Raw genomic sequence first — 23,181 nt, forward strand, 5'->3', positions numbered from 1 at the left:
TGTGCCGACATCGCGACCATCGCCGACGAAGGAGTACTGAGAAATGCGTATCGGATTCATCGGAGCCGGCCGGGTGACCCAGGTCATGGGCCGGCACCTGCTCAACGCCGGTCACACGATCGCCGTCTGCAACTCGAGGGGACCCGAGACGCTCACCGGGCTGGTCAAGGAACTCGGGCCGGGCGCGACCGCGGAAACCAAGGCCCAGGTCGTCGAGAGCGACGTCGTGATCATCTCGGTCCGTTGGGTGCACGCCGAAGAAGCACTTCAGGGTGTCGACTGGACCGGACGGATCCTGGTCGACGCGATGAACGCGCACGCCGAGCACCAGGGCGACATCAGCTTGGCCGGAGTGACCAGGTCGCGTGCCGTGCTGGCCGAGACCGGCTCGACATCGAGCGAGTTGGTGGCCGGATGGGCTCCCGGCGCACGCCTGGTGAAGTCGATCAGCAACATACCGATGGAGTGGATCGAGGACTTCGGCGCCGACCGGCCGCGTACGGTCCTGTTCGCGTCCGGCGACGACGCGGAGGCGAAGCACCTGGTGATGAAGTTGCTCGACGGTGCGGGATTCGCCACGGTCAATCTGGGGTCGCTCGCGGTCGGCGGCGCGATGCACGAGGTCGGGGCTCCGCTGTCCGGACTCGAACTGCACCTTGTCAGGAGGATGCGCCCTGACACCGACTGACGAGGAGCGGCAGCACAGTGGTTGGCCGGCCGAGCGGGAGCGGTTCTTCTTCGCCCCGCCCGGCCTCGGCACGGCTGCCGTTCTCATGGCCCTGTCCGCCGGAACAGCGGGCAGGGCCCGACGGTTGCCGGACACAAGCGGGCAGCGCGAGCCCGACACCAAGGCCCGCTACCCAGGCCCGACACCCAGGCACGCACCGCCGTCGTGCGAGCACGAGACCCCGGAGATTCCGATGACCCGCCACGCACCCGTGATCGCTGTCTCCGACTCCGAGCTGAACGAGCTGCGCTCACGGCTGGTCCACACACGCTGGCCGACCACCTGGCCCGCCTCCGGACGGGACACCGGTACCGACCCCGGAGAACTGCGACGCCTCGTCAGGTACTGGGTCTCCGGCTACGACTGGCGTGCCCACGAAGCCGCCATCAACGCCCTGCCGTCACACTTCGCGGACATCGACGGCACCCCGGTCCACTACCTGCGCTTCGACGGCGAACACCCTGGCTCCCTGCCGATCGTCCTCACCAACGGGTGGCCCAGTTCCTTCCTCGAACTGACCACCCTCGCCCGCCGGCTGGCGACGCCGTCGCGGTACGGGGGCGACGCCTCCGACGCGTTCACCGTCATCGTCCCCTCGCTGCCCGGATTCGCCTTCTCCCCCCAGCGGCCCTCGCTCGCCGGGGCGATGCAGACCCATGAGATCTGGCACCGGCTCATGCACGACGAGCTGGGCTTCGAGCGCTACACCGCGCACGGGGGAGACCTGGGCGCCGGCATCACCTCCCGGCTCGGCGAGGCCCACCCCGAGGCCGTGGTCGGCATCCACCTGATGGCCGTCCCCGGCCCGGTCGCCCACGACCCCGCCAGTGTCACCCCGGAGGAGCGGGAGTACCTCGACTCCGTCGCGGCGTGGTCCGCGGACGAGGGCGGCTACCTGCACCAACAGAGCACCCGCCCGCTGACGTTGAGCTATGGCCTGGCCGATTCACCGACCGGCCTGCTTGCCTGGATCGTCGAGAAATACCGCGCGTGGAGCGACGGGGAGGGCACCTTCTCGTCCCGCTTCAGCGACGACTTCCTCCTGACGCAGGCATCCCTCTACTGGTTCACCCTCACCATCTCGACCTCCTTCCGGCCCTACTACGAATACGCTCAGGGGCTGACAAGGAGGGTCGAGCGCGTCGACGTACCCACCGCCCTCGCGCTGTTCCCGGCCGACCTCACCCAGCCGCCCCGCAGCTGGGCCGAGCGCACACACCACATCACCAGGTACACGCGCATGCCCCGTGGCGGACACTTCGCCGCCCACGAAGAACCCGAACTTCTCGCCCACGACCTCACCGAGTTCTTCCGCGCCCACCGGTGAACGCCGGGCTCTCGGCGTGCCTCGGCGTGCCTCGGCGTGCCTCGGCGTGCCTCGGGGCGCCGGCCGCACCCGCTCGACCGGCGCCCGCACGGCCGAGGCCGGGGGAGGTGCCGATCAGTCTTCCGGCACGGCGTACACGTCGTGCGGGTTCAGCGCGGACATGATGTCCTGATAGCGGTCGTCCTTCGTCGTCCTCGCCACCACGACCGAGACACCGGACCTTCCCCGAGCGTCCCGGATCTCCTTCCGCGCCGCGTCGAGGGTGTCCACCGACCGTGCGAAGGCGCCGATGGCAGACGCCACCGCCGTGTAGTCGAGACTCTCCAGCTCGGACGCGATCACCCGCCCGCGCTGACCGTTGTAGACCCAGCCCAGGACGTTGTTGTCCAACACCACCACCGTGAGGCTCACCCCGAGCTCCACCGCGGACACCAGCGAATGCAGGGACATCGAGAATCCCCCGTCACCGCACACGGCCACGGTGGGCCGGCCGGGGAAGTCGACCGCTGCCGCGATCGCGGCGGGAATCGCGTAGGCCATGCCGCCGCCGCCGTTCGGCTGAAGGACGGTGCCGCCGGGCTTGGCCTGGAAGTCGCGCAGCACGAACAGCCGGTTCTCACCGGCGTCACAGGTCACGACGGCCTCGTCGGCGAGTTCCTCGGACAGTACGCGTACGACGTCGCGCGCGCTGAGACTGCCCGGCTTCGAGGAGAAGGGCCGGTCGAAGTAGCCGTGCTCGGCGCGAGCGGCCGCGACCCGGCGGGCGCCGTCGGTGGTCCGCCGCGCCGCGCTGTGCCGCAGGCGGATCAGGGTGTCCGCGGCGTCACCGAGGACCATCACGTCGGCCGGGTAGGTCCAGGAGAGGTTGAGGGGCTCGACGTCGAGATGCATGATCTTCTGCCGACGGGCGTTGATGAGTGCGGGATGGGCGTTCGCCGTGTCCGTCGCGCCCAGTTTCGTTCCGACGGCGATCACCAGGTCCGCGTCCCCGACGACGGTGTTGGCCGTGTCGTGTCCGAACGAGCCGATGACGCCGACCGCGAGTGCGTCGGCCTCCGGGAAGGTGCCCTTGCCCGCGGGCGTCGTGGCGACCGGCGCGCCGATGGCACGCGCGAACGCGAGCAGCTGCTCCTCCGCCCTGGCGAGCCGGACGCCGTTGCCGGACACGATCACCGGTCGCGACGAGGCGCGAAGCAGGTCGACCGCGGAGTCGATCTGCGCGTCCGGGGCCACCGGTGCGGCGGGGCTTGCGTAGGAGCGGTCGGGATACGTGGGCGGCTGCACGGCCGGGTCCAGGCGCTCGAACAGCGAGCGCCCGTGGAAGATCACGGCGACCGGACCGGGCTCACCGCTCGTCGCGTGCTTGATGGCGAGCTGTGTCATCTGCAGCGCCTGGGTCGGATCCCCGGCGACGAATGTGCGCTTGGTGATGGCGGACATCGCGGCCGGCAGGTCGTAGGCACCGTAGCCGCCGAAACCGGCCTGGTAGGGACCGAGATGGGAGTAGGCGCCGCCGTCGGTCGCGTCGATGAGCAGCACCACGGGGGACGCCCCCAGATGCGCCTCCATGACGCCGATCCCGGCATTGCCGAGGACCCAGGCACCCTGAGCGATGACGAAGGCGGGCCGACCGGTCAGCCTGCCGTGCGCCTCGGCCATCACGGTGGCGATGGACTCCTGGCGGACGAGGTGCGTGTCGACGCGGTCCCGCAGCGGAAACAGCGCGTCGTAGATGCGCATGGTGTAGCCGCCCGGTATTCCGAGCACGATGGGGCGTTCCTGCCCGGCGATCACCTGGGCGACCGCTTGGGCTCCGGTCGGCGGGCGTGAAGCCCGCTGATCGGAGCCCGACGGGATCGGCTCACTGACAGTGTTCATCTTCTCTCCTTCAAGTGATTTCAGATAATGAAGCGGATTTCATACTCTCATATAGAGAGGGTCTCGGGAACCTCGCCCCGTCCCGGGACTAAGGTGAGCGAGTGATGGCATCGGGTTCCGAGAAGAAAACGGCAGCGACCACGCTGCAGACCGTCGAGCGGGCGCTGGCCTTCCTCGAGCTGGTGGCCGTGTCCAGCAGCGAACTGACCGTCCGCGACGTCGCCGGGCGCCTGGGCGTCAACCTCACCACCTGCTACCACCTGTACAACACGCTCGTCGCGCACGGGTACGTGGAGCGCAACCCCGATCTCACGCTGCGGGTCGGCCGGAAGGCCGCGGTCCTCTACGACGGCTACCGCAGGGGCTTCTCCGGGCAGCGGCGGATGCAGGACTTCGTCGCCGAACTGGCCGCCGAGACGACCGAGACGGCCTGGCTCTCGACCCTCACCGGCGATTCGGTGGTCCTCACCGCCTACGCCGAAGGCCCCCAACCCGTGCGGGCCACGGGCCTGTACGTCGGCCTCACCGGGCTGGAACACGTCCGTTCGTCGGGGAAGGCGGTGCTCGCCCATCTCGACGAGGACCGGCGTGAACGCATACTGCAGAAGTCGCTGTCCGGCATCGCCCCGGCCCAGCACACCGAGATCCGGGAAGCGCTCGAGCGCGATTTCGCCGTGACCCGTGAGCGTGGCTGGGCCCTGGACGACGAGGACTACAACGCCGGAATCGTGGGCGTGGCCGCGCCGTTCTTCTCGCCGGACGGTGCGGTCCTCGGTGCGGTCGGCGTCTGGTCGCCGACGGCCCGTGCGCACTTGTCGCTCGACGTGCTGGCCGAGTCGCTGGTGGCCGCCGCGCGGGAGGCCGGCGCTCTGTTCGGCCGGGACTGACCCGGCGGGCCCGTTGGACCGGCGGGTCAGGGCTCCACGACGACGCGCACGGGGGAGTTGTGCCGGTCCGCGAACATCCGGATGCCCTCGTTGACCTCGTCCAGCGGCACGACGGCGCTGATCGAGGCGCGGAGGTCGAGCGAGCCGTCGGCCAGCTTGGCCGCCACTTCGGAGATGTCGGCCGCGGTGTATCCGTAGATGCCGGACACACGCAGCGCCCGGCGCATGAAGTGCGCGGGAGCGGTGAGCGCGAGCGGTTCGCCGCCGATGCCGACGACGGCGCAGTGGCCGTTGACCCGCAACATCCGCAGCGCCGTGGTGAAGGTGATCCCGATGCCGACGCAGTCGACGACGCCGTCGAGTCCGTCCGGCCGCCGCGCCGCGTCGAGGACCTGCTCGACCGTGTCGGGTGAGGCGGGGTCGATCGTGGCGAGCGCACCGGCGTCCAGGCAGCGCTGACGTGCGACCGGATCGGTGTCGACCGCGACGACCTGCGCGCCGCGGGCGACCGCGAGGTGCACTGCCTGCATGCCGAGGCCGCCGGCGCCGATGACCGCGACCACGTCGCCCGGAGCGGCCCGCAGGGCCCGAACGGCATGGTTGGCCGTGCCGGCGGACTCGATCAGCGCCGTTTCGGGGAACCCTACGTACTTGGGCATGACGGTCAGGTTGGCCACGGGCGCGAGCACGTACTCCGCCAGGGCCCCGTCGAGTTGAATGCCGAGGATCCTGCGCCGCGGGCAGAAGTTGACCTCCCCCGCCCGGCAGAAGCGGCAGACCAGGCAGCCGACCATCGGGTTGACGAAGACGTGGTCGCCCGCGGAGACGTGGTGCCCGGCACGGTCGCCGACCGCCTCGACGACGCCCGCGATCTCGTGGCCGAGGGTGATGGGTGTGAACGCGGTCGGCGTGTGCCCCGCGGTGATGTGGACGTCCGAACCGCACAGGCCGACGGCCCGCACACGGACGAGCGCCTGACCGGGGCCGGGCCGGGGTTGGGGGATCGAGGTGATCTCAAGGGGTGTACCGGGGGCTGTGAATCTGGCCGCCTTCATGGCGTCACTCCCATATTCGAAGTGTATTTCAAATACTGTAACACCGTGATAGGTTGGCGAGACAGTCCGGCGAGTGGCCGAGAAGACGAGACGCGGATTCGGGTCACCCCGCGGGCACGAAGGAGTCGCCAGCATGCCCATTCGCCCCCGTCTCGTCGTCACCGGCCGGGAGGCCGACGGCGCCTCGGTGTTCGTCACCGACAAGCCCGCCGACCCGATCGAGGTCGCCGCCATGCCCGGTTCGGAGATCTACCTTCTCTGGGGGACCGAGGACGGCACCCCGACCGTCGGCACCGGGCCGCGGCAGCCGAAGCACCTGCCCTACTTCCCCGGCACCGGCGGCACCCGGATCCTGTTCCACCGTTTCGCCCCCGACTCCTCGGCGCTCGAGCCGGTCGGTGACGAGGCCGCCCGGTCCGCCGAGGTGGCCGAGAAGCTCCCCGGGCTGCTCGATGTGTTCGAGCCGGACCACCCGGGCATGCACACCACCGATTCGGTGGACTACGGCATCTGCCTGGAAGGCGAGATGTATCTGGAGCTGGACAATGGCGAGGAGGTCCGGCTGACTCCCGGCGCCTGCGTCGTGCAGCAGGGCACGCGCCACGCATGGCACAACCGCAGCGACAAGCCCGCCCTGATGTGCTACGTGCTCATCGGTGCCGAACGCGACTCGTTCACAGCATGAGGAGCCTGACGTGACTGAAGTTGAACCGACCGACGAGTCGGTACCGACCGGCGACGGACTGGTGGCACTGAGCCGGCAGCATCGGTTGCTGGCCCTGCCTATGTTCGTTCTGTCCAGCTTCCCCACCGACGCGGGCATCGCCGCGGTGATGGAGGCGATCCCGGCACACGGGGACTACTGGGCCGAGCTGGAGGAGGAGGGCGTTCTCTTCGCCGGCGGCCCGGTGCTGTCCGGAGAGGGCTCCGATCCGTGGTCGGGCCGCGCCATGTTCATCTTCAAGGCGCGGTCACTGGCCGCGGCCCGTGCCGTCGCCGAGGCGGATCCGATGCACACCGGCGGCGCCAGGCAGTACGAGCTGCGTCCATGGCTGCTCAATCACCTGGTCGTCCCTGACGGAGCGAAGTCCTGACGGACCCTTCCCTCGAACGGCGAGTGCCCGCCGCTGTCCTCCCGGCGGGCACCGCACCGGATCGGGTCAGCTCGAGGAGCTGGAGAAGTCCGGCACTGTCGCAATGATCGTGGATATCGTCATGTTGGTGCACAGGTCGACGACAAGATCAATCGGCACGTCTTCGTCATGAGTGAGCCAGTCGATGATGACCCGGTCGGTGAAGCCGAGGCATCCGGACAGGGCGGAGCGCAGAAAGGGCGAAGCCTCGCCCGGCGGAAGGTCCAGCAGCTGCATGAAGGTCGTGACCCCGCCGTGATGGACGGATTCCCGGATAGTGGCTTCCGCGGTGTCTCCGGGGCTTGCCCGAAGCAGCCCGAGCAGCACCTGCGGATGGCCGCGGAAGTACTCGAAGTGACGACGTATGATGCCGCGAATCTGCGCTGCCGCATCTCCGTCCTCGGGCTGTGGTTTCGTGAATGCCTGAAGATCCGCGAATACCTGCTCCAGCACGGCCACGTAAAGGTTTCGTTTGCTGCCGAAGTAATACGAAACCAGGCCGTGAGCAACCTCGGCCTCATCGCAGATGTCGTCAATAAAGACCGAATCATAAGCCCGTACGGAAAACAGCTTCAACGCCGCGGCCACCAGGCGGGACCGTCGGTCTCCGCTCCGGCTCTTGTCGGCGGACGCCTCGTTCCGAGTTTTGCGCTGTGGCTTCGAAGGGCGGCGGTCAGGCATCTGGAGCATGTCTCCAAGCGTAAGCACTGCGGCGTGGCGGTAGTGGTCGATTGTAGGTGACGCCGGTGCGTCCTCGGAGGTCAGAGCGTGGCGGGCTTGAAGGCCGGGCGGCCCTGCTCGAAGGCGTCGATGGCCTCGACGTTGCGGAGCGTGAGCCCGATGTCGTCGAGGCCCTCCATCAGGCGCCGACGAGTGTAGTCGTCGATCTCGAAGCCGGTGGTCAGGTCCCCGCACCGTACCTCGCGTGCGTCGAGGTCGACGTTCACCTCGGTGGCCGGATCGGTTTCGACGGCCGTCCAGATCCGTTCCACGGTCTCTTCCGGCAGCACAACGGTCAGCAGCCCGCCCTTGAGCGAGTTGCCGCGGAAGATGTCGGCGAAGTGGGCGGAAATGACGGCCTTGAATCCGTAGTCCTGCAGTGCCCACACCGCGTGCTCGCGGGAGGACCCCGTGCCGAAGCCCGGCCCCGCCACCAGGATCGTGGCTCCCTTGTGCTCCGGCCGGTTGAGCACGAACCGGGGATCGGCGCGCCAGGCGGCGAACAGCGCGTCCTCGAAGCCGGTGCGGGTGACCCGCTTGAGGTACTCGGCCGGGATGATCTGGTCGGTGTCCACGTGGGAACGGCGCAGCGGAACGGCCGTGCCGGTGTGGCTGACGAACTTGTCCATGACGCCTCAGACCTCCGATGACTCGGGCAGATCGGAGGGTGCGGACAGGTGCCCAGTCACGGCAGTCGCCGCGGCCACGAGCGGCGACACCAGGTGGGTACGCCCTCCCTTGCCCTGCCGGCCCTCGAAGTTCCGGTTCGACGTGGAAGCCGCACGCTCGCCCGGGGCGAGCTGGTCCGGGTTCATGCCCAGGCACATCGAGCAGCCGGCGAAGCGCCATTCCGCGCCCGCGGCCTCGAACACCTCGTGCAGTCCCTCCGCCTCCGCCTCGATGCGCACGCGCGCGGAGCCGGGGACGACCAGCATGCGTATGCCCTCGGCGACCCTGCGCCCCTTCAGAACCCCGGCCGCCGCGCGCAGGTCCTCGAGCCTGCCATTCGTGCACGACCCCAGGAAGACCGTGTCCACCGAGATCTCCCGCAGCGGCATTCCGGGCGTCAGACCCATGTACGCGAGCGCGCGCTCGACGCCGTCGCGCGCGTTCGGGTCGGCGATCGCGGCCGGGTCCGGCACGAATCCGCTCAGCGGGGCGCCCTGTCCCGGGTTGGTACCCCAGGTGACGAAGGGGGTCAGCGCGTCGGCATCGACGGTGATCTCGGCGTCGAACCGCGCGCCCTCGTCGGTGTGCAGCGTCGACCAGTGGGCCAGCGCCGCGTCCCAGTCCTTGCCCCGCGGGGCGTGGGGACGTCCTTCGAGGTAGGCGTACGTGGTGTCGTCAGGGGCGATGAGTCCGGCGCGGGCCCCGGCTTCGATCGACATGTTGCACACCGTCATCCGGGCCTCCATGGAGAGGTTCCGGATGGCCTCGCCCCGGTATTCGAAGACGTAGCCCTGTCCGCCGCCGATGCCGATCTTCGCGATCACCGCGAGTATGAGGTCCTTCGCGGTCACGCCGGGCTTCAGGGAGCCCGTGACGTTGATCGCCATCGTCCTGAACGGCTTGAGCGGCAGTGTCTGGGTGGCCAGGACATGCTCGACGTCGCTGGTGCCGATGCCGAAGGCGATGGCGCCGAACGCGCCGTGGGTGGACGTGTGCGAGTCGCCGCAGACGATCGTCATGCCGGGCTGGGTGAGGCCGAGCTGCGGACCGATGACGTGTACGACACCCTGGTCGGCGTCGCCGAGGGGGTGCAGCCGGACACCGAACTCGGCGCAGTTGCGGCGCAGCGTCTCGATCTGGGTGCGCGAGACGGGGTCGGCAATCGGTTTGTCGATCTCCAGGGTGGGGGTGTTGTGGTCCTCGGTGGAGATGGTCAGATCCGGCCGGCGGACCTTGCGTCCGGCGAGCCTGAGCCCGTCGAAGGCCTGAGGGCTGCTGACCTCGTGGACGAAATGCATGTCGACGTAGAGGAGATCGGGTTCGCCGTCGGCGCGGCGCACCACATGCGCCTCCCAGATCTTCTCGGCCAGCGTCAGCGGCTGCACTGGCGCAGCGTGTGCGGCTGTCATCGGGATTTCTCCAGTGTGTGCGGTCTCGCCTGCTCGCCCCGGACGCGCCTGCCGACGGCCCGGCGCGTCCGGGCTACTGCGAGATTCGATGGTGGCCGGAAGGCACCCACCACCTGTCCGGTGCCTGCCCGGCCGGACCCCGGCGCTCGCGGGCCCAGCCCGTATTCAGCGGCTGCACCCCGGACCGGGGAGGGTGGGCGTCGTGCCGGTCCCGATGCCGGGACCGGCACTCACGCCGATGCTCGCTCGGCGATGTCCGACCCGACCTGCGTGGTCGACCGTTCGCCCTGTGGGTTGAGCAGGTCTTCGGCGACGGCGGCCTCGATCCGGGCTGCCGCCTCGGCATGTCCGAGGTGCGACAGGAGCATCGCCGCGGACAGGATCGCCGCGGTCGGATTGGCCTTGGACTTCCCCGCGATGTCCGGAGCCGAGCCGTGCACCGGCTCGAACATCGAGGGCGCCGCCTTGGACGGGTTGAGGTTGCCACTCGCGGCGAGTCCGATGCCGCCGACGATGGCTGCGCCGAGGTCGGTCAGGATGTCGCCGAACATGTTGTCGGTGAGGACGACGTCGAACCTCTCCGGCTGCGTCACGAAGAACATCGTCGCCGCGTCCACGTGCTGGTAGTCCACCGTGACGTCCGGGAACTCCGCGCCGAGAGCCTCGACGATCCGCTGCCAGAGTTCACCGGCGTAGGTGAGCACGTTGGTCTTGTGCACGAGCGTGAGCTTGCGGCGCGGCCGGGACGCGGCCACGGAGAACGCGTACCGCGCGACCCGCTCCACGCCGAACGCCGTGTTGTAGCTCTCCTGGGTCGCGATCTCCTGCGGCGTCCCGCCGCGTATCACGCCGCCGGCGCCGGTGTAGACCCCTTCCGTGTTTTCCCGGATGACGACCATGTCGATGGTCTCCGGGGTGCCCTTCGCGAGCGGCGAGGTGACTCCGGGGAGAAGCTTCACGGGGCGCAGGTTCACGTAGTGGTCGAGTTCGAACCGCAGTTGCAGCAGCACTCCCCGGTCGATGATCCCGGGGGGCACCGACGGGTCCCCGATCGCGCCGAGCAGGATGGCGTCGTGCTCGTGGAGCTCCTCAACGACCCTCTTCGGCAGCGTCTCACCGGTGCGGTGCCACAGCCGTGCGCCGAGGTCGTACTCAGTGGTGTCGAGGCTGATGTCGGGCGCCGCCGCGCGAAGTACCTTGAGGGCCTCGGCAGTGACCTCGGGGCCGATACCATCGCCGCCGATCACGGCGAGCTTGATCGATGAAGGCATGTGTGAGTCCTTACTAGGGACGCCTGGCGTCCGATGATGTTGGCGCGCTGGTCGAGTGCGGCCGCGCCAAGACGCTGCAGACGGCTTTCCACATCGATGCTAGGAGCCGGGTTGACCTCAAGTCAAGCATTTTTGACTTCAGGTCAAGCGGGCTCGCGCCGGCGCAGCGTGCGCGAGATACCGAGGGCCGCGGTGCGTACGGCGGGGGCGTACCGTTCCGGATCGAGCCGGTTGGTCCAGCCCGTGATCGAGATCGCCGCCACCGCGGTGCCCTGGGGATCCTGAACCGGTGCCGCTACGCAGGTGATACCGACCGTGGACTCCTCACGTTCGAGCGCGACCCCCGACTCGCGGATCCTGTCGAGTTCGGCCCTGAGCAGGCCGGGGGCGACAACCGTGCGCGGTGTGCGACGACGCAGGCCGGCCGCGAGCACCTCCGTGAACCGCTCGGGCGGTCCGAACGCCAGCAGCGCCTTCCCCACCCCGGTGCAGTAGGCGGGCATCCGGCCGCCCACACGGGAGGACACCAGGGGTCCGCGACGGCCGTCGAGCTTCTGCACGTAGATCACCTCGGTGCCGTCGGGCACCGCGAGGTGGACGGTCTCGTGCGTCGCCTCGAACAGGTCGGTCAGGAACGGGGCGGCGGCCTCGCGCAGACCGCGCTGACGCGGCACCAACTGACCGAGTTCGAACAAGCGCATGCCCAGTCGATAACCATGGGCACTGCGCTCCACGACCGCCCATTCGGCCAACTCGGCCAACAGGCGAAGAATCGTGGGCTTGGCGATCCCGGTGCGTCGATGCAGTTCAGCGAGGCTGAGTTGCTCGTCCCCGGCCCGGAACGCGCTGACCAGAGTCAACGCACGCCCCAGTACCGAATTCGGCGCCAATGGGTCGGCGTTCCGCTGAGTGGAGCGCATTGCTTCATCTTCGGCAGGGGCGCTTGGCACTGTCAAGCAATGACCGCGACAAAACTGACCGCAGCGATCGTGGGGCCGGGTAACATTGGCACCGATCTGCTCGAAAAACTGCTGCCGAATCCACTTCTCGATGTGCGCTACATGGTCGGCATCGCCGAATCGGACGGCCTGGCCCGCGCCCGCGCCAAGGGCCTCGACGCCAGCGCCGAGGGAGTCGACTGGCTGCTGCGCCGGGACACGCTCCCGGACATCGTGTTCGAGGCGACCTCGGCCAAGGCCCACGAGGCCAACGCGCCCCGGTACGCCGAGGCCGGGATCAAGGCCATCGACCTGACCCCGGCCCACCTCGGACCGATGGTGTGCCCGCCGGTCAACCTGAAGGCGCATCTGGACGCCCCGAACATCTCGATGATCACTTGCGGGGGCCAGGCGACGATCCCGATCGTCCACGCGGTCTCCCGGATCACGCCGGTCCCCTACGCGGAGATCGTCGCCTCGGTGTCCTCCCGGTCGGCCGGCCCCGGCACACGGGCCAACATCGACGAGTTCACCCTCACCACGAGCCACGCGGTCGCCGAGGTCGGCGGCGCCGAGCGCGGCAAGGCAGTCATCGTCCTGAACCCGGTCGAGCCGCCCATGATCATGCGCGACACCGTCTACTGCATGATCGGCGCCGACGCCGACCGCTCGGCCGTCGCGGCCTCGATCCACGACATGGTCACCGAGGTCCAGCAGTACGTCCCCGGCTACACGCTCCGGGCGGAGCCGCAGTTCGACGACCCCGCCGAGGAGTGGGGCGGAAACGCGCGGGTCGCGGTGTTCCTGGAGGTCAAGGGCAACGGCGACTACCTCCCGCCCTTCGCCGGAAACCTCGACATCATGACCGCGGCCGCTGCCCGAGTCGGCGATCTCATGGCCCGCGCCGCCCTCGGACCGGATCAGGAGGCCAAGTGATGACCCGCCCCACTCTCACCCATGACGTACGGATCATCGACACCACGCTGCGCGACGGCAGCCACGCGATGTCACACCGTTTCACCGAGACGCAGGTGCGCGACACCGTTCGTGCGCTGGACGCCGCGGGCCTCGAATGGATCGAGGTCTCGCACGGAGACGGCATCGGCGGATCCAGCTTCAACTACGGATTCTCCGGCACCGACGAGATGCAGTTGATCGCGGCGGCCCGCGAGGAGACCCGCAACGCGCGGATCGCCGTACTGCTCGTGCCCGGCATCGGCACCGTCGAAGACCTCAAGCGTGCCCACGACGCCGGCGCCCAGATGGTTCGGGTCGCCACCCACTGCACCGAGGCCGACGTCTCCGTACAGCACTTCGCCGCCGCGCGCGACCTGGGGATGGAGACGGCGGGCTTCCTGATGATGGCCCACCGCGCATCGCCCGAGGAGCTGGCGGAGCAGGCCCGCATCATGGTCGACGCCGGCTGCCAGTCCCCGTATGTGACGGACTCGGCCGGCGCGCTGCTCATGCACGAGGCGAAGGCCCGTTTCGAAGCGCTCGTGGACGAGGTCGGCGACGAGGCCTGGGTCGGCTACCACGGTCACCAGAACCTCTCCCTCGGCGTGGCCAACTCGGTCCTCGCCCATGAGGCCGGGGTACGTTCGATCGACGGCTCGCTGTGCGCACTCGGCGCGGGTTCCGGCAACTCGCCGACCGAGGTGCTCGCCGCGGTGTTCGAACGCCTGGACATCGACACGGGGCTCGACGTCTCCAAGGTCATCGACGCGGCCGAGGACGTCGTCCGCCCCTATCTCCCTCGCTGGCCCAAGATGGACCGCAACGCCATCGTCCAGGGCTGGGCCGGGGTGTACTCCAGCTTCCTGCTGCACGCCGAACGCGCCGGAGCGCGCTACAAGGTCCCCGCCCACCACATCCTGAAGCGGTGCGGAGAACTCGGCTACGTCGGAGGCCAGGAGGACATGATCATCGACGTGGCGATCCAGCTGGCGGCCGAGCAGGAGCAGCAGGGCTCGCTCGCCGCGGCAGGAGGGTGACCTGTGGACATGACAGCGAGGGCCGAGGCGGCGCAGAAGCTCTTCGACGCCGAGGCGAGCCGAAGGCCGACCGAACCGCTCATCGCGTCGTATCCCGACATGACGGTGACCGACTCGTACGAGATCCAGCGACTGCAGATCCGCCGACGCGTCGACGCCGGCGCGCGGATCCGCGGGCACAAGGTCGGGCTGACGTCGGCTGCGATGCGACGCCAACTCGGGGTGAACCAACCGGATTTCGGCGTGCTCCTGGAGGAGATGTTCTGCGCCGAGAACACCGAGATCGACATGACACGGTTCATCCAGCCGCGGATCGAGCCGGAAGTCGCGTTCGTGCTCGCGAAGCCTCTGCGCGGCCCGGGGGTCACCGTCGCGGACGCGGCGGCGTCGGTCGACTTCGTGCTTCCCGCCTTCGAGATCATCGACTCCCGGATCACCGACTGGAACATCGGCTTTCTGGACACCGTGGCGGACAACGCCTCGTCGGGCGCCGTGGTCCTGGGCAGCGACCCGGTCCGGCTGTCCACGACGGACCTCAGGCTGTCCGGCTGCGTACTGCACCGCAACGGCCGGGTGGTCGGCAGCGGTGCGGGCGGAGCCGTTCTGGGATCCCCGCTGAACTCCCTGGCCTGGCTGGCGAACACGGTCGGTCCGCTGGGCGTGACCCTGGAGGCCGGGCACGTCGTGCTGCCCGGGTCGATCACCGCGTCGGTCCCGGTGGCCGACGGCGACACCTTCTCCGCCGTCTTCGCCGGTATCGGCAGGGTCGCCGTGGCCTTCACCGCCGGCCAAACGCCCGAGCCGGGCGAGGGAGTCCCTCATGAATGAGCAGCGGAACGCGACAGGCGGCCGTGTCATCGGCCTCTCGCTCGGCTCGTCCGGTCCACACGGCCAACAGACGGCCACCGCGCCGACGATCGGCTGGCTCACCGACGCCATGGTGCTCCGCACGGGCCTGCCCGTACCCGCCGGTCTGGCCGACGCGCGCGTCGTACCGGGGGTGGTCTTCCTGCTGGGGCGGCAGCTCACCGGCCCGGGCGCCAACGCGGCGACCGCATTGGCCGCCGTGGACACCGTCTACGCGGGAGTCGAGATTTTCGACGGACGGACCCCTGATCTCCACTCCACGCCTGCGACTGCGGCAGCCGGCAGCGCTTCGACGGCGCGCTTGGTGACGGGCCCTGTCGGCCGCCGACCGGAGAACCTGGATCTCTCGCTCGAAGCGTGCCTGCTGGAGGTCGACGGCGCGGTGTTCGACTCCGCGACCGGCGTGGCGGCGTACGGCCATCCCGCCGAGGCCCTGGCACTCGCGGCGAATGCCCTCGCCGAGCAGGACATTGCCCTGCAGCCGGGCTGGCTCGTGTTCACCGGCGGGCTGACCGGCGCCGTCTCCGTCACCCCCGGGACGACGGTGGCGGCCTCGTTCACACACCTCGGCACCATCACCCTGGAAGGACACTGAGAACATGACGACAGTGGGATTCATCGGAAGCGGGCACATCGGCAGCACCATCGCGCGGCTCGCCGTCGAAGCCGGGCACCAGGTCGTGCTCAGCAACTCGCGCGGTCCCGAAACGCTCGCGGACACGGTCGCGGAACTGGGGCCGCGGGCCTCCGCCGCGACGAGCGGGGAGGCCGCGGCGGCCGGAGACATCGTGGTCGTCACGGTGCCGGTCAAGGCCTTCCCCAGTCTGACCGCCGCGCCACTGGCGGGGAAGACCGTCGTCGACACGTGCAACTACGGCCCGGCGCGTGACGGACACATCCCCGAGCTCGACAGCAAGTCGCTCACCTCGAGCGAGCTGCTGCTGCGGTACGCGCCGGACGCCAGGCTCGTGAAGGCGTTCAACAACATCTACTTCAAGCACCTGCTGTCACTCGTCCGCCCGGTGGAGGCGCCCGACCGCTCCTACCTGCCGGTCGCGGGGGACTCCGCCTCGGCGAAGGCGGCGGTGACCGCGTTCATCGAGTCCATCGGGTACAGCGTCGTGGACGCGGGCTCGCTGGCCGACAGCTGGCGACAGGCGACCGACACGCCGGTGTGGGGGACGCCGTACGGCCCGGTCTCGAACGAGAAGGGCCTGCCGGTCGGCGCTGACGCCATCCGCGCGGCACTGGCCGCCGCGACGCGGTAACCACAAAGTGGTGGTTGCCGTCGTGCGCGGCCGGTGCGCCGGGGCTTTAATGGAAGCGGAAAGCTCTGTTGCCAGCGAAGTGAGACAGCGTGGTGGCTCCGACCGCACCATCTCGGGGAACTGACCACCGTTCCGGCGGAACGGCGGTGTTCATGCTGGACGAGCAGGGGACGGTACTGGACTACGCGGACGCCGAGCCGGCTCTGACCGGCTGGTCCGTCGACGAGATCCGCGGGCTGCGGATGGCCGAGGTCGTGGTGGCGCCGGCACGCTGGGAGGAGCGGCTCGGCCGTGGCGGACCGGCGTCGTTCTGCGCGGTTCTGCGCTGCCGGGACGGTTCCGAGGCCGAGGTCGCCGTCGAGGTGGTACGCCTGCCCCCGGAGTCCGAAGCGCGGCTGTTGTTGCTCGCCGGCCCGATCGCCGGCAGTCACGTGGAGGACGCGGGTCTGGCGCACGCGTTGCTGGCGCAGGACCGGGTCGGGGTGGTCATGTACGACGCCGGTCTGGCCATCACACGGACGAACCTCGAACCTGTGCCTTCGGAGCGCGACCAGCACCAGCCGTCGCCGGAGGGTGACCGGGTCGGTCTTCGCCTACAGGATTTCCTCGTCGCCGAGGACGCCGCGGCGATCGAGGAGCAGTTGCGGCGAGTACTGGCGTCCGGCGAGGCGCTGACCGGCTGGGAGCAACCGGCCCGGCGGCTCGGTGCTGCCGGGACGGAACGCGTGGTGTCGGTGTCGGCCTTTCGCGTCGCCGACCCGCACGGCCGGGTCCTGGGAGTCACGGCTGTTCTCACCGACGTACAGGAACCCACTCCCACACGGCGCAGGCTGGCGCTGCTGCACGCGGCCGCGGGACGGCTGGGCCAGTCCCTGGACGTGACGCGCAACGCCCAGGAACTGACTGCCGTCCTGGTCCCGGAACTCGCCGACCTGGTAGCGGTGGATCTCACCGACGAGGTCCTCAGCGGCGACGACTTGAGGGAGTTCTTCGTCGGTATGCAGGCGCGGCGCGTGGCCGTGTCGCCCCCGATCGGCGACTGGCCGGCGAACGCTCACCGACTGGGCGATGTCGTTCGCGGCGGGAAGGGGGAAGCCACCGCGTTCCACGAGGGGAAAACCCTCCTGGTACCCGACGTGGCTGCCTGGCGTGCGGGGCGCGTGCCGCACGACAGCCCGTGGGACAGGGGCCAGACATACGACGAGGACCTGCTGCGCCTGATGTTCCCGGGCGAGACCGCTTCAGCGGTGTACGTTCCGCTGTTCGCGCGCGGCAATCTGCTGGGAGTGCTCGACGCATGGCGCAACCCCGGCCGGGCGCCGTTCTCGGCGGGCGACGTTTCGCTGATCGAGGAGATCGCGTCCCGCGGATCGCTCAGCCTGGACAACGCCCGGCGCTATGTCCGGGAGCGGCGGACCACGGAAGTGCTCCAACGCAGTCTGCTGCCGCCGCCGGTGGTGCGCATGGCCGCCGTGCAGACGTCGGGGGCGTACGCGCCGGCCAGCACCGCCGCCGGGACCGGCGGTTGTTGGTACGACGTCGTACGTTTGTCGGGGGTCCGCACCGCCTTCGTCGTCGGCAAGGTCGCCGGGCACGGGATCCATGCCGCCGGTGCCATGGGCCGGCTGCGCTCCGCGGTGCAGACGCTGGCCGATCTTGATCCGCCCCCGGAGGAAATGCTCAGCCATCTCGACGACATGGTGCTGCACATCGGCGAGGACGAGAACGCGGAGGGGGAGGGGGCCGGGGACGAGCCGCCGACTCTCGGCTCACTGTCGAACGCGAGCTGTCTCTACGCGACTTACGACCCCATCACGGGCCAGTGCCTGGTCGCGACCGCGGGAGGTCTGGCCGCAGCCGTCGTCCGCTCCGGCTCCACCACCGTGGACGAGATCCCTCTTCATCCGGGACCACCGCTCGGCGACGGCACGCAACCGTTCGAGACGGCGGAACTGCTGCTCCAGCCGGGAGACGTCCTTGCCCTGAGCAGCAGCCGCCTGAACGTCGAACACATCCGTGACGGCGTCCACTCCGCCGCCGCGCAGGGGGACCTTTCGGTCACCGGCCTCACCGACCACGTGCTGGCACGGTTGCGGGCCGAACCCCTCCACGAGGACCAGGCACTGCTCCTGGCGCACGTCGAGCGCGTACCGCCCGCACAGACGGTCTTCTGGCAGTTGTCCCCCGACCCGGCCCTGGTCGCGCGCGCCCGGGAACTGGTCACTCACCAACTCGCGGAGTGGGACCTGGACGACATGGCCTTCAGTACCGAACTGATCGTCAGCGAGCTGGTCACCAACGCCATTCGCTACGCCCACGGGCCCGTCGGCGTACGTCTGGTCAACGACCATCGTCTGGTCTGTGAAGTCTCCGATCCCAGCCAGTCCCAGCCCCATCTGCGGCGTGCGCGGCTGTCCGACGAGGGCGGGCGCGGGCTGTTTCTCATCGCCCAGTTCTGTCATCGCTGGGGCAGCCGGTACACGCCGAACGGCAAGACCATCTGGACCGAACAGCTCCTCGAATCCGGCTGATTCACCACGTGAACTGCTCCCCGTGACACACGTCATAGGTGTCACGCGAAATAAGCGGTGGGGAAAGTCCAGTTGCCCCTGATCAGAGAGCGGGGAATGCGTGTCCCGCATTTCCCGGACAATGTGTCTCTCCATGATCAGGAGGCTACCAGTGAGCCCGTCCAAATCCGTGAAAAGCAGCACGCCTTCGGCGTCGGCCGGGGTGGCGCCGCCCCGGCGCGTCATGGCGCTCTGGGAGGCGGCAGCCGCCCATAACCTGGAATCTGCCTCCCCTTACGTCGTCACCGGCGAACCCTCTCGAAGATCCGGTTTTGGGGCGTCCCGGTGAGTTCCGCCGACAGCGGTGACCGGCACGCGTGGTGGCGGACCCCACGACCCGTCACGGGCGCGGTGGCGGGAGCGGCGACAACCGCGGTCGCCTACTTCGTGTCCCTGGAGGTGCTGGGCCACGCGGAGGCCTCGCGCCATGTCCGCCCGCTGCCGGTCTCCGCCGAACGTCTCCTCCCCTACGGAATCGCCCTGGGCGAGCGGTTGGTGTCGGCCGGACAGGATGCGGCCCACGTGCTGGAGCGCATCAACACGCTTGCGCCGTGGCCGCTGGTGGCGCTCGGCCTGCTTCGCCTGGCCCGTCGTGACCAGGCGCTCTATGTCAGGTTCGCGTCCGCACTGGTGCTGTGCTCCGCGGCACATCTCGTCGTCTTCGTCGCCGGGTGGGGCGCACCGGTCCGCGAACTGCCGTTGGTCCACGGCTACTGGACCCTGCCCGCCGTGCGTGCAGGCTGGTTTGTGCTCCTGGCGCTGACGGCCGCCGCCACCACGGCTAGGGCATGGCCCCGGGCCGCTGTGACGCTGGTCGCCACGGTCGAGGTGGCGGTCGTGGTCCAGGGCACGGACCGTCAGCTGCTCGCCTTCCTCTCCGCGGCGGTCGTACCCGTCGCGGCGTGGTACTCCGCGGGGCGACTGCGCCACCGCGACACGAAGGCGCCGGACACAACCCCTACCGAGGTGTTCACCAAATGACTGAAAAAGTGCAGTTTCAGAGCGTCGTCGGCCCGCAACTGGCCGGAGCCATCGATCCACCGGAGGGCAGGGTCCGAGGCTGGGGAATCTTCGTGCACGGATTCACACTCGGCAAGGACTCACCGGCCGCCTCACGGGTGAGCAAGCAACTGGCACGCGAGGGGATCGGGATGTTGCGCTACGACAACCTCGGGATCGGAGGTTCCGGGGGCGACTGGGGCGACGGTTCCTTCACGGTCAAAGTCCAGGACACCATCCGGGCGGCGGCACTGATGGCGGAGCGAGGCACTCCGGCAGACGTGCTGGTGGGCCACTCGTGGGGAGGCGCCGCGGCCATCGCCGCAGCAACCGAGGCAACCGGCGTCCGTGCGGTCGCCACCATCGGCGCGCCTGTCGACCCCAGCCACGTCGAGAGACAGTACGACACGGTCATGGAACGCGTGCTCAGTGAGGGGGCGCATGAATGGTTTGTCGGCGGGAGGACCCTGGTCCTCAAACGTGCTTTCGTCGATGACGTCCATCACGCTCGCCTGCGTGAGCAGATACGCGAATTGCGCCTGCCGATACTGGTCCTGCATTCGCCCACCGACAATACTGTCGACATCGCCAACGCCAGGGAAATCTTCCAAGAGGCGAGACACCCGCGAAGCTTCGTCTCCCTCGAGGGCGCAGACCATTTCCTGACCGCCCGGGGGCAGGCACAGCGAGCCGGCCGCGTCATCAGCGCTTGGGCCGACCAGTACGTGCACGAGTCACGGCTTGGAGCCGACACGCCTCAGGCGATCAAAATGTTGCGCGGGTAGCACGACTCGTTCACCAAACCCGCCCCGGGAACGGAGTATGGCTGCGACCGGGTGGCGGTGCACACCTATGACGCCCAGCTCGCCGCAGGCGCCGTGCAGTTGATGTCGGCCGACGTCGCGGTCGACCGCGTGGCCGAGTTTCTCGACACCTGCAACTCCACCCCGGCCACCTGGCCGCAGGAGGCCGCCACCGTCCGCTACCACGCCATCGAGGGTCGGCCTGGGAGCCCGAGGGAGTAGACCGGTCGATTCAGTCGGCGGCACTTGCATCGCCGCGTCACAGCAACGCACATATGCCTTCCCGGTTCTCCGGCAGACCGGCCGCGCTGAACCACAATCAGTTGCAGCCGATGCTGCCCGTCACCTCGTTGGTGTCCTCGAAGGCCCGCAGCAGCGTGCGTTGGGCGGAGGCGAGCGGCTGGGTCGGGTCGTGCCGCCGGGGAAGGCTCTGAACAGGATCGGCCCGCGTTCGTTGTCGATGACGGACCCGCGGCCGGTGGCCACCATGGCGATGGCCACCGGTGCCACGTCCTCGAATGATGTGGCCAGGTCGAGCACGGAACGCAGCACGGTGAACCGGAACTACTCGTCGACTCCATGCAGCGGCTTGGGGATCCATCCGTCTTCGTACGGGGTCCCACAGCGCGTCGAGGAGCACGGCGATAGCGCGGGCGCAATCGACTGGGACGGGACCGGGCGCGGCGCAGCCCCGTACGGCCGTCGGAGTCGGCGAGCAGGTCGGAGGTGTCCATTCCTCAAAGGCTCAGCGCCCGCGCCACGGCGGCTCGTTACCGCAGGCCCGTCATTGGCGCCGACCGGGCCCGCTGCAGCGCGGCGGCTCGCGGTCTCCGGTCGGCGAGGGCCGGGGGCGGAAGGGAGCGGCGTCGCGGCGCCGAGCGAGGACTCACAGATGTGGGGGCACGGAGAAGGAGCGGAACGGCTCGACGGCGTCGTACAGGGGAGGACGGATGTCCCGGCACGCTCGCAGTGCGGCGATCTCGCCGGGGTCGCGCTCGCCTCGCGTGTCCTCGTGCCAGGGCTGCCACTCCCATTACAGGAGCGTGCGGTGGCGGTGCCGTAGAGGGTGTTTCGGTGTCCGGGGTGCCCAGGCGTTGGGCTGCCCGAAGACGAACTCGCCACCGTGCCGGGCCGGTCGGCCCGTGGTGTGAGGGAGATGGATAGGCAGGGTGCGTCGTATCCGGCGTCCGCGATGACGAGAACGTCTGGGTCGCCGGCCCGCCACTGACCTGCGGGGATCAGCCGCTCGACCAGTTCGCGCAACTGCCGGGCGGTGACGGTGGCGGTGTCGTCGCCAGATGCCAAACGCAGAGCGTCCAGCGGGGCGGTTCACAAGATGCGGTCGGGCTCCAGCGCGCAGACGATCGAGTTCGGCCACCCGGGACCGGGAATGTGTGCTGGTCCTTGCCCCGGCCGTAGGTGTGGCACAGGATCCGCTCCGGTGAGGTGTGGGCGTCCGACCGCAGCCAGCACGTGACATCGACGGCAAGGGCCAGCCGGCCGTCGGCCGCGCGCGGCAGCAGCACCGAGGATCCGCTTCGACCCTGCCCTTTGAGACGGCGGCGTAGAGCCTTACGTGAGCACGGCGGTGTTCACCGACCAGCGACAACTGGGCCAGCGACCTCACCGGCCCGTCCTGGCACAGAACTGCGTCGGCCAGCTCGAACAACGCGTCCGAACGAGCGCTGAGGCAGGAGTAGAACCCGCCCCGGATTCCTAATGGTGTTTGTCAAGCCGCCAAAGGGATTGGCGGCTTCGGCTGGTAGCACCGCCCGTCGCGCAGAAGGGCCCAGAGGACGTTGACACGGCGGCGGGGGAGGGCGAGCACCGCTTACTGTAGGTGTGACGCCTGCCTTCGGCACGCTTGCGATCGTAAAAGCGCCGTGAATCCTCGCAGAAGCGGATGCTGAACAACGCCGAGATGTAGAAGGCCCGCTGGATGCGGCGGTTGTATCGCTGAGGACGCCGCAGATTCCCGCTGATCTTTCCGGAGTCGCGGGGTACGGGCGCGACACCACCGAAGCCGGCAAGGCGGTCAGGGGTGCCGAAGACAGCTGTATCGCCACCGGTGGCAGCTAGGAACTCTGCACCGAGGATGACACCCGGCCCGGGCATGCTGGTGATCACTTCGAAGGTGTGGTCGCGAAACCGCGCCCGATGGGCTCGTCCATCTCGTCGATCTGCTGGTTGAGGACCATCACCTCCTTCGCCAGGGTGTGTACCGGCTGAGCCGTCAGTTCCTCCCCGGGAAGACTTGTGGGCTGGCGCTCGGCGGCCTGGACGGCGTGGCGGAGGCCGCCCCCGCGCTACCGCAGTCCCGCCGAAGCCTCGTGGAAGGTCCCGTTGACCTGCAAAAGGGCCTGCGCTCGGCGGCTGATGAGAGGTGTGTGCCCCGGTGTCGCCCTCCACCGGCGGCGGGCGATTCCCAAGTGTGGCCGTGATCGGGTGAGTGCCGACTCGGGCACGTCGGGGCCTCGTCAGCCCTGTCGCGCTTCAGCCTTGGCGGTTCTTGGCGGCCCGCAGCGGGTCTTGGCGGTACGGGCTCGGCGCACGACGGCGACGGTGATCGCGGCCCAGGGAGGCCGCGTCGGGGCCGCCCTGGCCATCATGATCCTCCTCAGGCGACCGTCTTCCCCGGCCTGGAGCGGCGCTGGACCTCACCAGAC

21 protein-coding genes and 2 pseudogenes are annotated in these 23,181 nt (G+C 69.3%); 14 read left to right on the plus strand and 9 right to left on the minus strand.

What is annotated here, in order from left to right; genetic code table 11:
- Window positions 1-43: 43 nt before the first annotated feature.
- The gene (locus ACGH7X_RS35255) at window positions 44-688 is read left to right on the plus strand and encodes an NADPH-dependent F420 reductase (protein ID WP_399893365.1); all 645 of its coding nucleotides are present in this window, start codon (window positions 44-46) and stop codon (window positions 686-688) included.
- Between the two features lie 232 nt (window positions 689-920).
- Window positions 921-2,054 (plus strand): epoxide hydrolase family protein, encoded by a 1,134-nt coding sequence (locus ACGH7X_RS35260; protein ID WP_399893368.1) that lies wholly within the window; start codon window positions 921-923, stop codon window positions 2,052-2,054.
- A gap of 114 nt (window positions 2,055-2,168) precedes the next feature.
- Here ACGH7X_RS35260 and ACGH7X_RS35265 read toward each other — a convergent pair whose 3' ends face one another.
- Window positions 2,169-3,932, minus strand: coding sequence for a thiamine pyrophosphate-binding protein (locus tag ACGH7X_RS35265; protein ID WP_399893371.1), 1,764 nt, complete (start codon window positions 3,930-3,932; stop codon window positions 2,169-2,171).
- 104 nt (window positions 3,933-4,036) lie between these two features.
- On the opposite strand from ACGH7X_RS35265, the gene ACGH7X_RS35270 reads away from it, so the two are divergent.
- Complete coding sequence (locus ACGH7X_RS35270; protein WP_399893374.1) at window positions 4,037-4,819, plus strand: IclR family transcriptional regulator; 783 nt, start codon at window positions 4,037-4,039, stop codon at window positions 4,817-4,819.
- Between the two features lie 26 nt (window positions 4,820-4,845).
- On the opposite strand, the gene ACGH7X_RS35275 is transcribed toward ACGH7X_RS35270, so the two are convergent.
- Entirely contained in the window at window positions 4,846-5,874 is a 1,029-nt protein-coding gene (locus tag ACGH7X_RS35275) for an alcohol dehydrogenase catalytic domain-containing protein (protein ID WP_399893376.1), read from the minus strand.
- A 133-nt stretch (window positions 5,875-6,007) separates the two neighbouring features.
- Between ACGH7X_RS35275 and ACGH7X_RS35280 the strand changes: the two genes are divergently transcribed.
- Window positions 6,008-6,559 carry a cupin domain-containing protein gene (locus ACGH7X_RS35280; protein WP_399893379.1) on the plus strand — a complete coding sequence of 184 codons (552 nt, stop codon included), beginning with the start codon at window positions 6,008-6,010 and terminating at the stop codon, window positions 6,557-6,559.
- Window positions 6,560-6,569: 10 nt separating this feature from the next.
- Window positions 6,570-6,968: a YciI family protein gene (locus tag ACGH7X_RS35285; protein ID WP_399893382.1), complete on the plus strand. Its 399-nt coding sequence runs from the start codon at window positions 6,570-6,572 to the stop codon at window positions 6,966-6,968.
- A 66-nt stretch (window positions 6,969-7,034) separates the two neighbouring features.
- On the opposite strand, the gene ACGH7X_RS35290 is transcribed toward ACGH7X_RS35285, so the two are convergent.
- The 5 genes from ACGH7X_RS35290 to ACGH7X_RS35310 all read right to left on the minus strand — a co-directional run bounded on the left by ACGH7X_RS35290 (window position 7,035) and on the right by ACGH7X_RS35310 (window position 11,936).
- On the minus strand, window positions 7,035-7,697 hold the full coding sequence (locus ACGH7X_RS35290) for a TetR/AcrR family transcriptional regulator (protein WP_399893384.1): 663 nt from the start codon (window positions 7,695-7,697) through the stop codon (window positions 7,035-7,037).
- Window positions 7,698-7,768: 71 nt separating this feature from the next.
- Window positions 7,769-8,356, minus strand: coding sequence for a 3-isopropylmalate dehydratase small subunit (gene leuD / locus ACGH7X_RS35295; protein ID WP_399893387.1), 588 nt, complete (start codon window positions 8,354-8,356; stop codon window positions 7,769-7,771).
- Window positions 8,357-8,362: 6 nt separating this feature from the next.
- Window positions 8,363-9,781 (minus strand): 3-isopropylmalate dehydratase large subunit, encoded by a 1,419-nt coding sequence (leuC, locus tag ACGH7X_RS35300; protein ID WP_399893389.1) that lies wholly within the window; start codon window positions 9,779-9,781, stop codon window positions 8,363-8,365.
- A gap of 254 nt (window positions 9,782-10,035) precedes the next feature.
- Window positions 10,036-11,076, minus strand: a complete 1,041-nt coding sequence (locus ACGH7X_RS35305) for a 3-isopropylmalate dehydrogenase (protein WP_399893392.1) — start codon at window positions 11,074-11,076, stop codon at window positions 10,036-10,038.
- Window positions 11,077-11,219: 143 nt separating this feature from the next.
- The gene (locus ACGH7X_RS35310; protein ID WP_399893395.1) at window positions 11,220-11,936 is read right to left on the minus strand and encodes an IclR family transcriptional regulator; all 717 of its coding nucleotides are present in this window, start codon (window positions 11,934-11,936) and stop codon (window positions 11,220-11,222) included.
- 99 nt (window positions 11,937-12,035) lie between these two features.
- Here ACGH7X_RS35310 and ACGH7X_RS35315 point away from each other — a divergent pair, with 99 nt between their 5' ends.
- The 9 genes from ACGH7X_RS35315 to ACGH7X_RS35355 all read left to right on the plus strand — a co-directional run bounded on the left by ACGH7X_RS35315 (window position 12,036) and on the right by ACGH7X_RS35355 (window position 20,737).
- Window positions 12,036-12,950, plus strand: coding sequence for an acetaldehyde dehydrogenase (acetylating) (locus ACGH7X_RS35315; RefSeq protein WP_399893398.1), 915 nt, complete (start codon window positions 12,036-12,038; stop codon window positions 12,948-12,950).
- Window positions 12,950-14,008, plus strand: coding sequence for a 4-hydroxy-2-oxovalerate aldolase (gene dmpG / locus ACGH7X_RS35320; RefSeq protein WP_399893401.1), 1,059 nt, complete (start codon window positions 12,950-12,952; stop codon window positions 14,006-14,008). The genes ACGH7X_RS35315 and dmpG overlap by 1 nt, the downstream gene beginning before the upstream one ends.
- 9 nt (window positions 14,009-14,017) lie before the next feature.
- Window positions 14,018-14,836, plus strand: a complete 819-nt coding sequence (locus tag ACGH7X_RS35325) for a 2-keto-4-pentenoate hydratase (protein ID WP_399893404.1) — start codon at window positions 14,018-14,020, stop codon at window positions 14,834-14,836.
- Window positions 14,829-15,470: a fumarylacetoacetate hydrolase family protein gene (locus tag ACGH7X_RS35330; RefSeq protein WP_399893407.1), complete on the plus strand. Its 642-nt coding sequence runs from the start codon at window positions 14,829-14,831 to the stop codon at window positions 15,468-15,470. Before ACGH7X_RS35325 ends, ACGH7X_RS35330 begins: the two co-directional genes overlap by 8 nt.
- A gap of 13 nt (window positions 15,471-15,483) precedes the next feature.
- The gene (locus ACGH7X_RS35335; protein ID WP_399897566.1) at window positions 15,484-16,143 is read left to right on the plus strand and encodes an NADPH-dependent F420 reductase; all 660 of its coding nucleotides are present in this window, start codon (window positions 15,484-15,486) and stop codon (window positions 16,141-16,143) included.
- Between the two features lie 152 nt (window positions 16,144-16,295).
- Complete coding sequence (locus ACGH7X_RS35340) at window positions 16,296-18,674, plus strand: SpoIIE family protein phosphatase (RefSeq protein ID WP_399893410.1); 2,379 nt, start codon at window positions 16,296-16,298, stop codon at window positions 18,672-18,674.
- A 324-nt stretch (window positions 18,675-18,998) separates the two neighbouring features.
- Window positions 18,999-19,694, plus strand: coding sequence for a hypothetical protein (locus tag ACGH7X_RS35345; protein ID WP_399893413.1), 696 nt, complete (start codon window positions 18,999-19,001; stop codon window positions 19,692-19,694).
- Window positions 19,691-20,497 (plus strand): alpha/beta hydrolase family protein, encoded by an 807-nt coding sequence (locus ACGH7X_RS35350; RefSeq protein ID WP_399893416.1) that lies wholly within the window; start codon window positions 19,691-19,693, stop codon window positions 20,495-20,497. The genes ACGH7X_RS35345 and ACGH7X_RS35350 overlap by 4 nt, the downstream gene beginning before the upstream one ends.
- Window positions 20,498-20,554: 57 nt before the next feature.
- Window positions 20,555-20,737, plus strand: a complete 183-nt coding sequence (locus ACGH7X_RS35355) for a hypothetical protein (RefSeq protein ID WP_399893419.1) — start codon at window positions 20,555-20,557, stop codon at window positions 20,735-20,737.
- A gap of 845 nt (window positions 20,738-21,582) precedes the next feature.
- Here the strand turns inward: ACGH7X_RS35355 and ACGH7X_RS35360 are convergent.
- Window positions 21,583-22,229, minus strand: a pseudogene (locus ACGH7X_RS35360) (transposase); the annotation flags it as partial.
- 15 nt (window positions 22,230-22,244) lie between these two features.
- A pseudogene (locus tag ACGH7X_RS35365) lies at window positions 22,245-22,800 on the minus strand (transposase); the annotation flags it as partial.
- Between the last annotated feature and the right edge of the window lie 381 nt (window positions 22,801-23,181).

Origin of the sequence: Streptomyces sp. BBFR51 (assembly GCF_044591655.1) — a bacterium.
GTDB lineage: Bacteria > Actinomycetota > Actinomycetes > Streptomycetales > Streptomycetaceae > Streptomyces.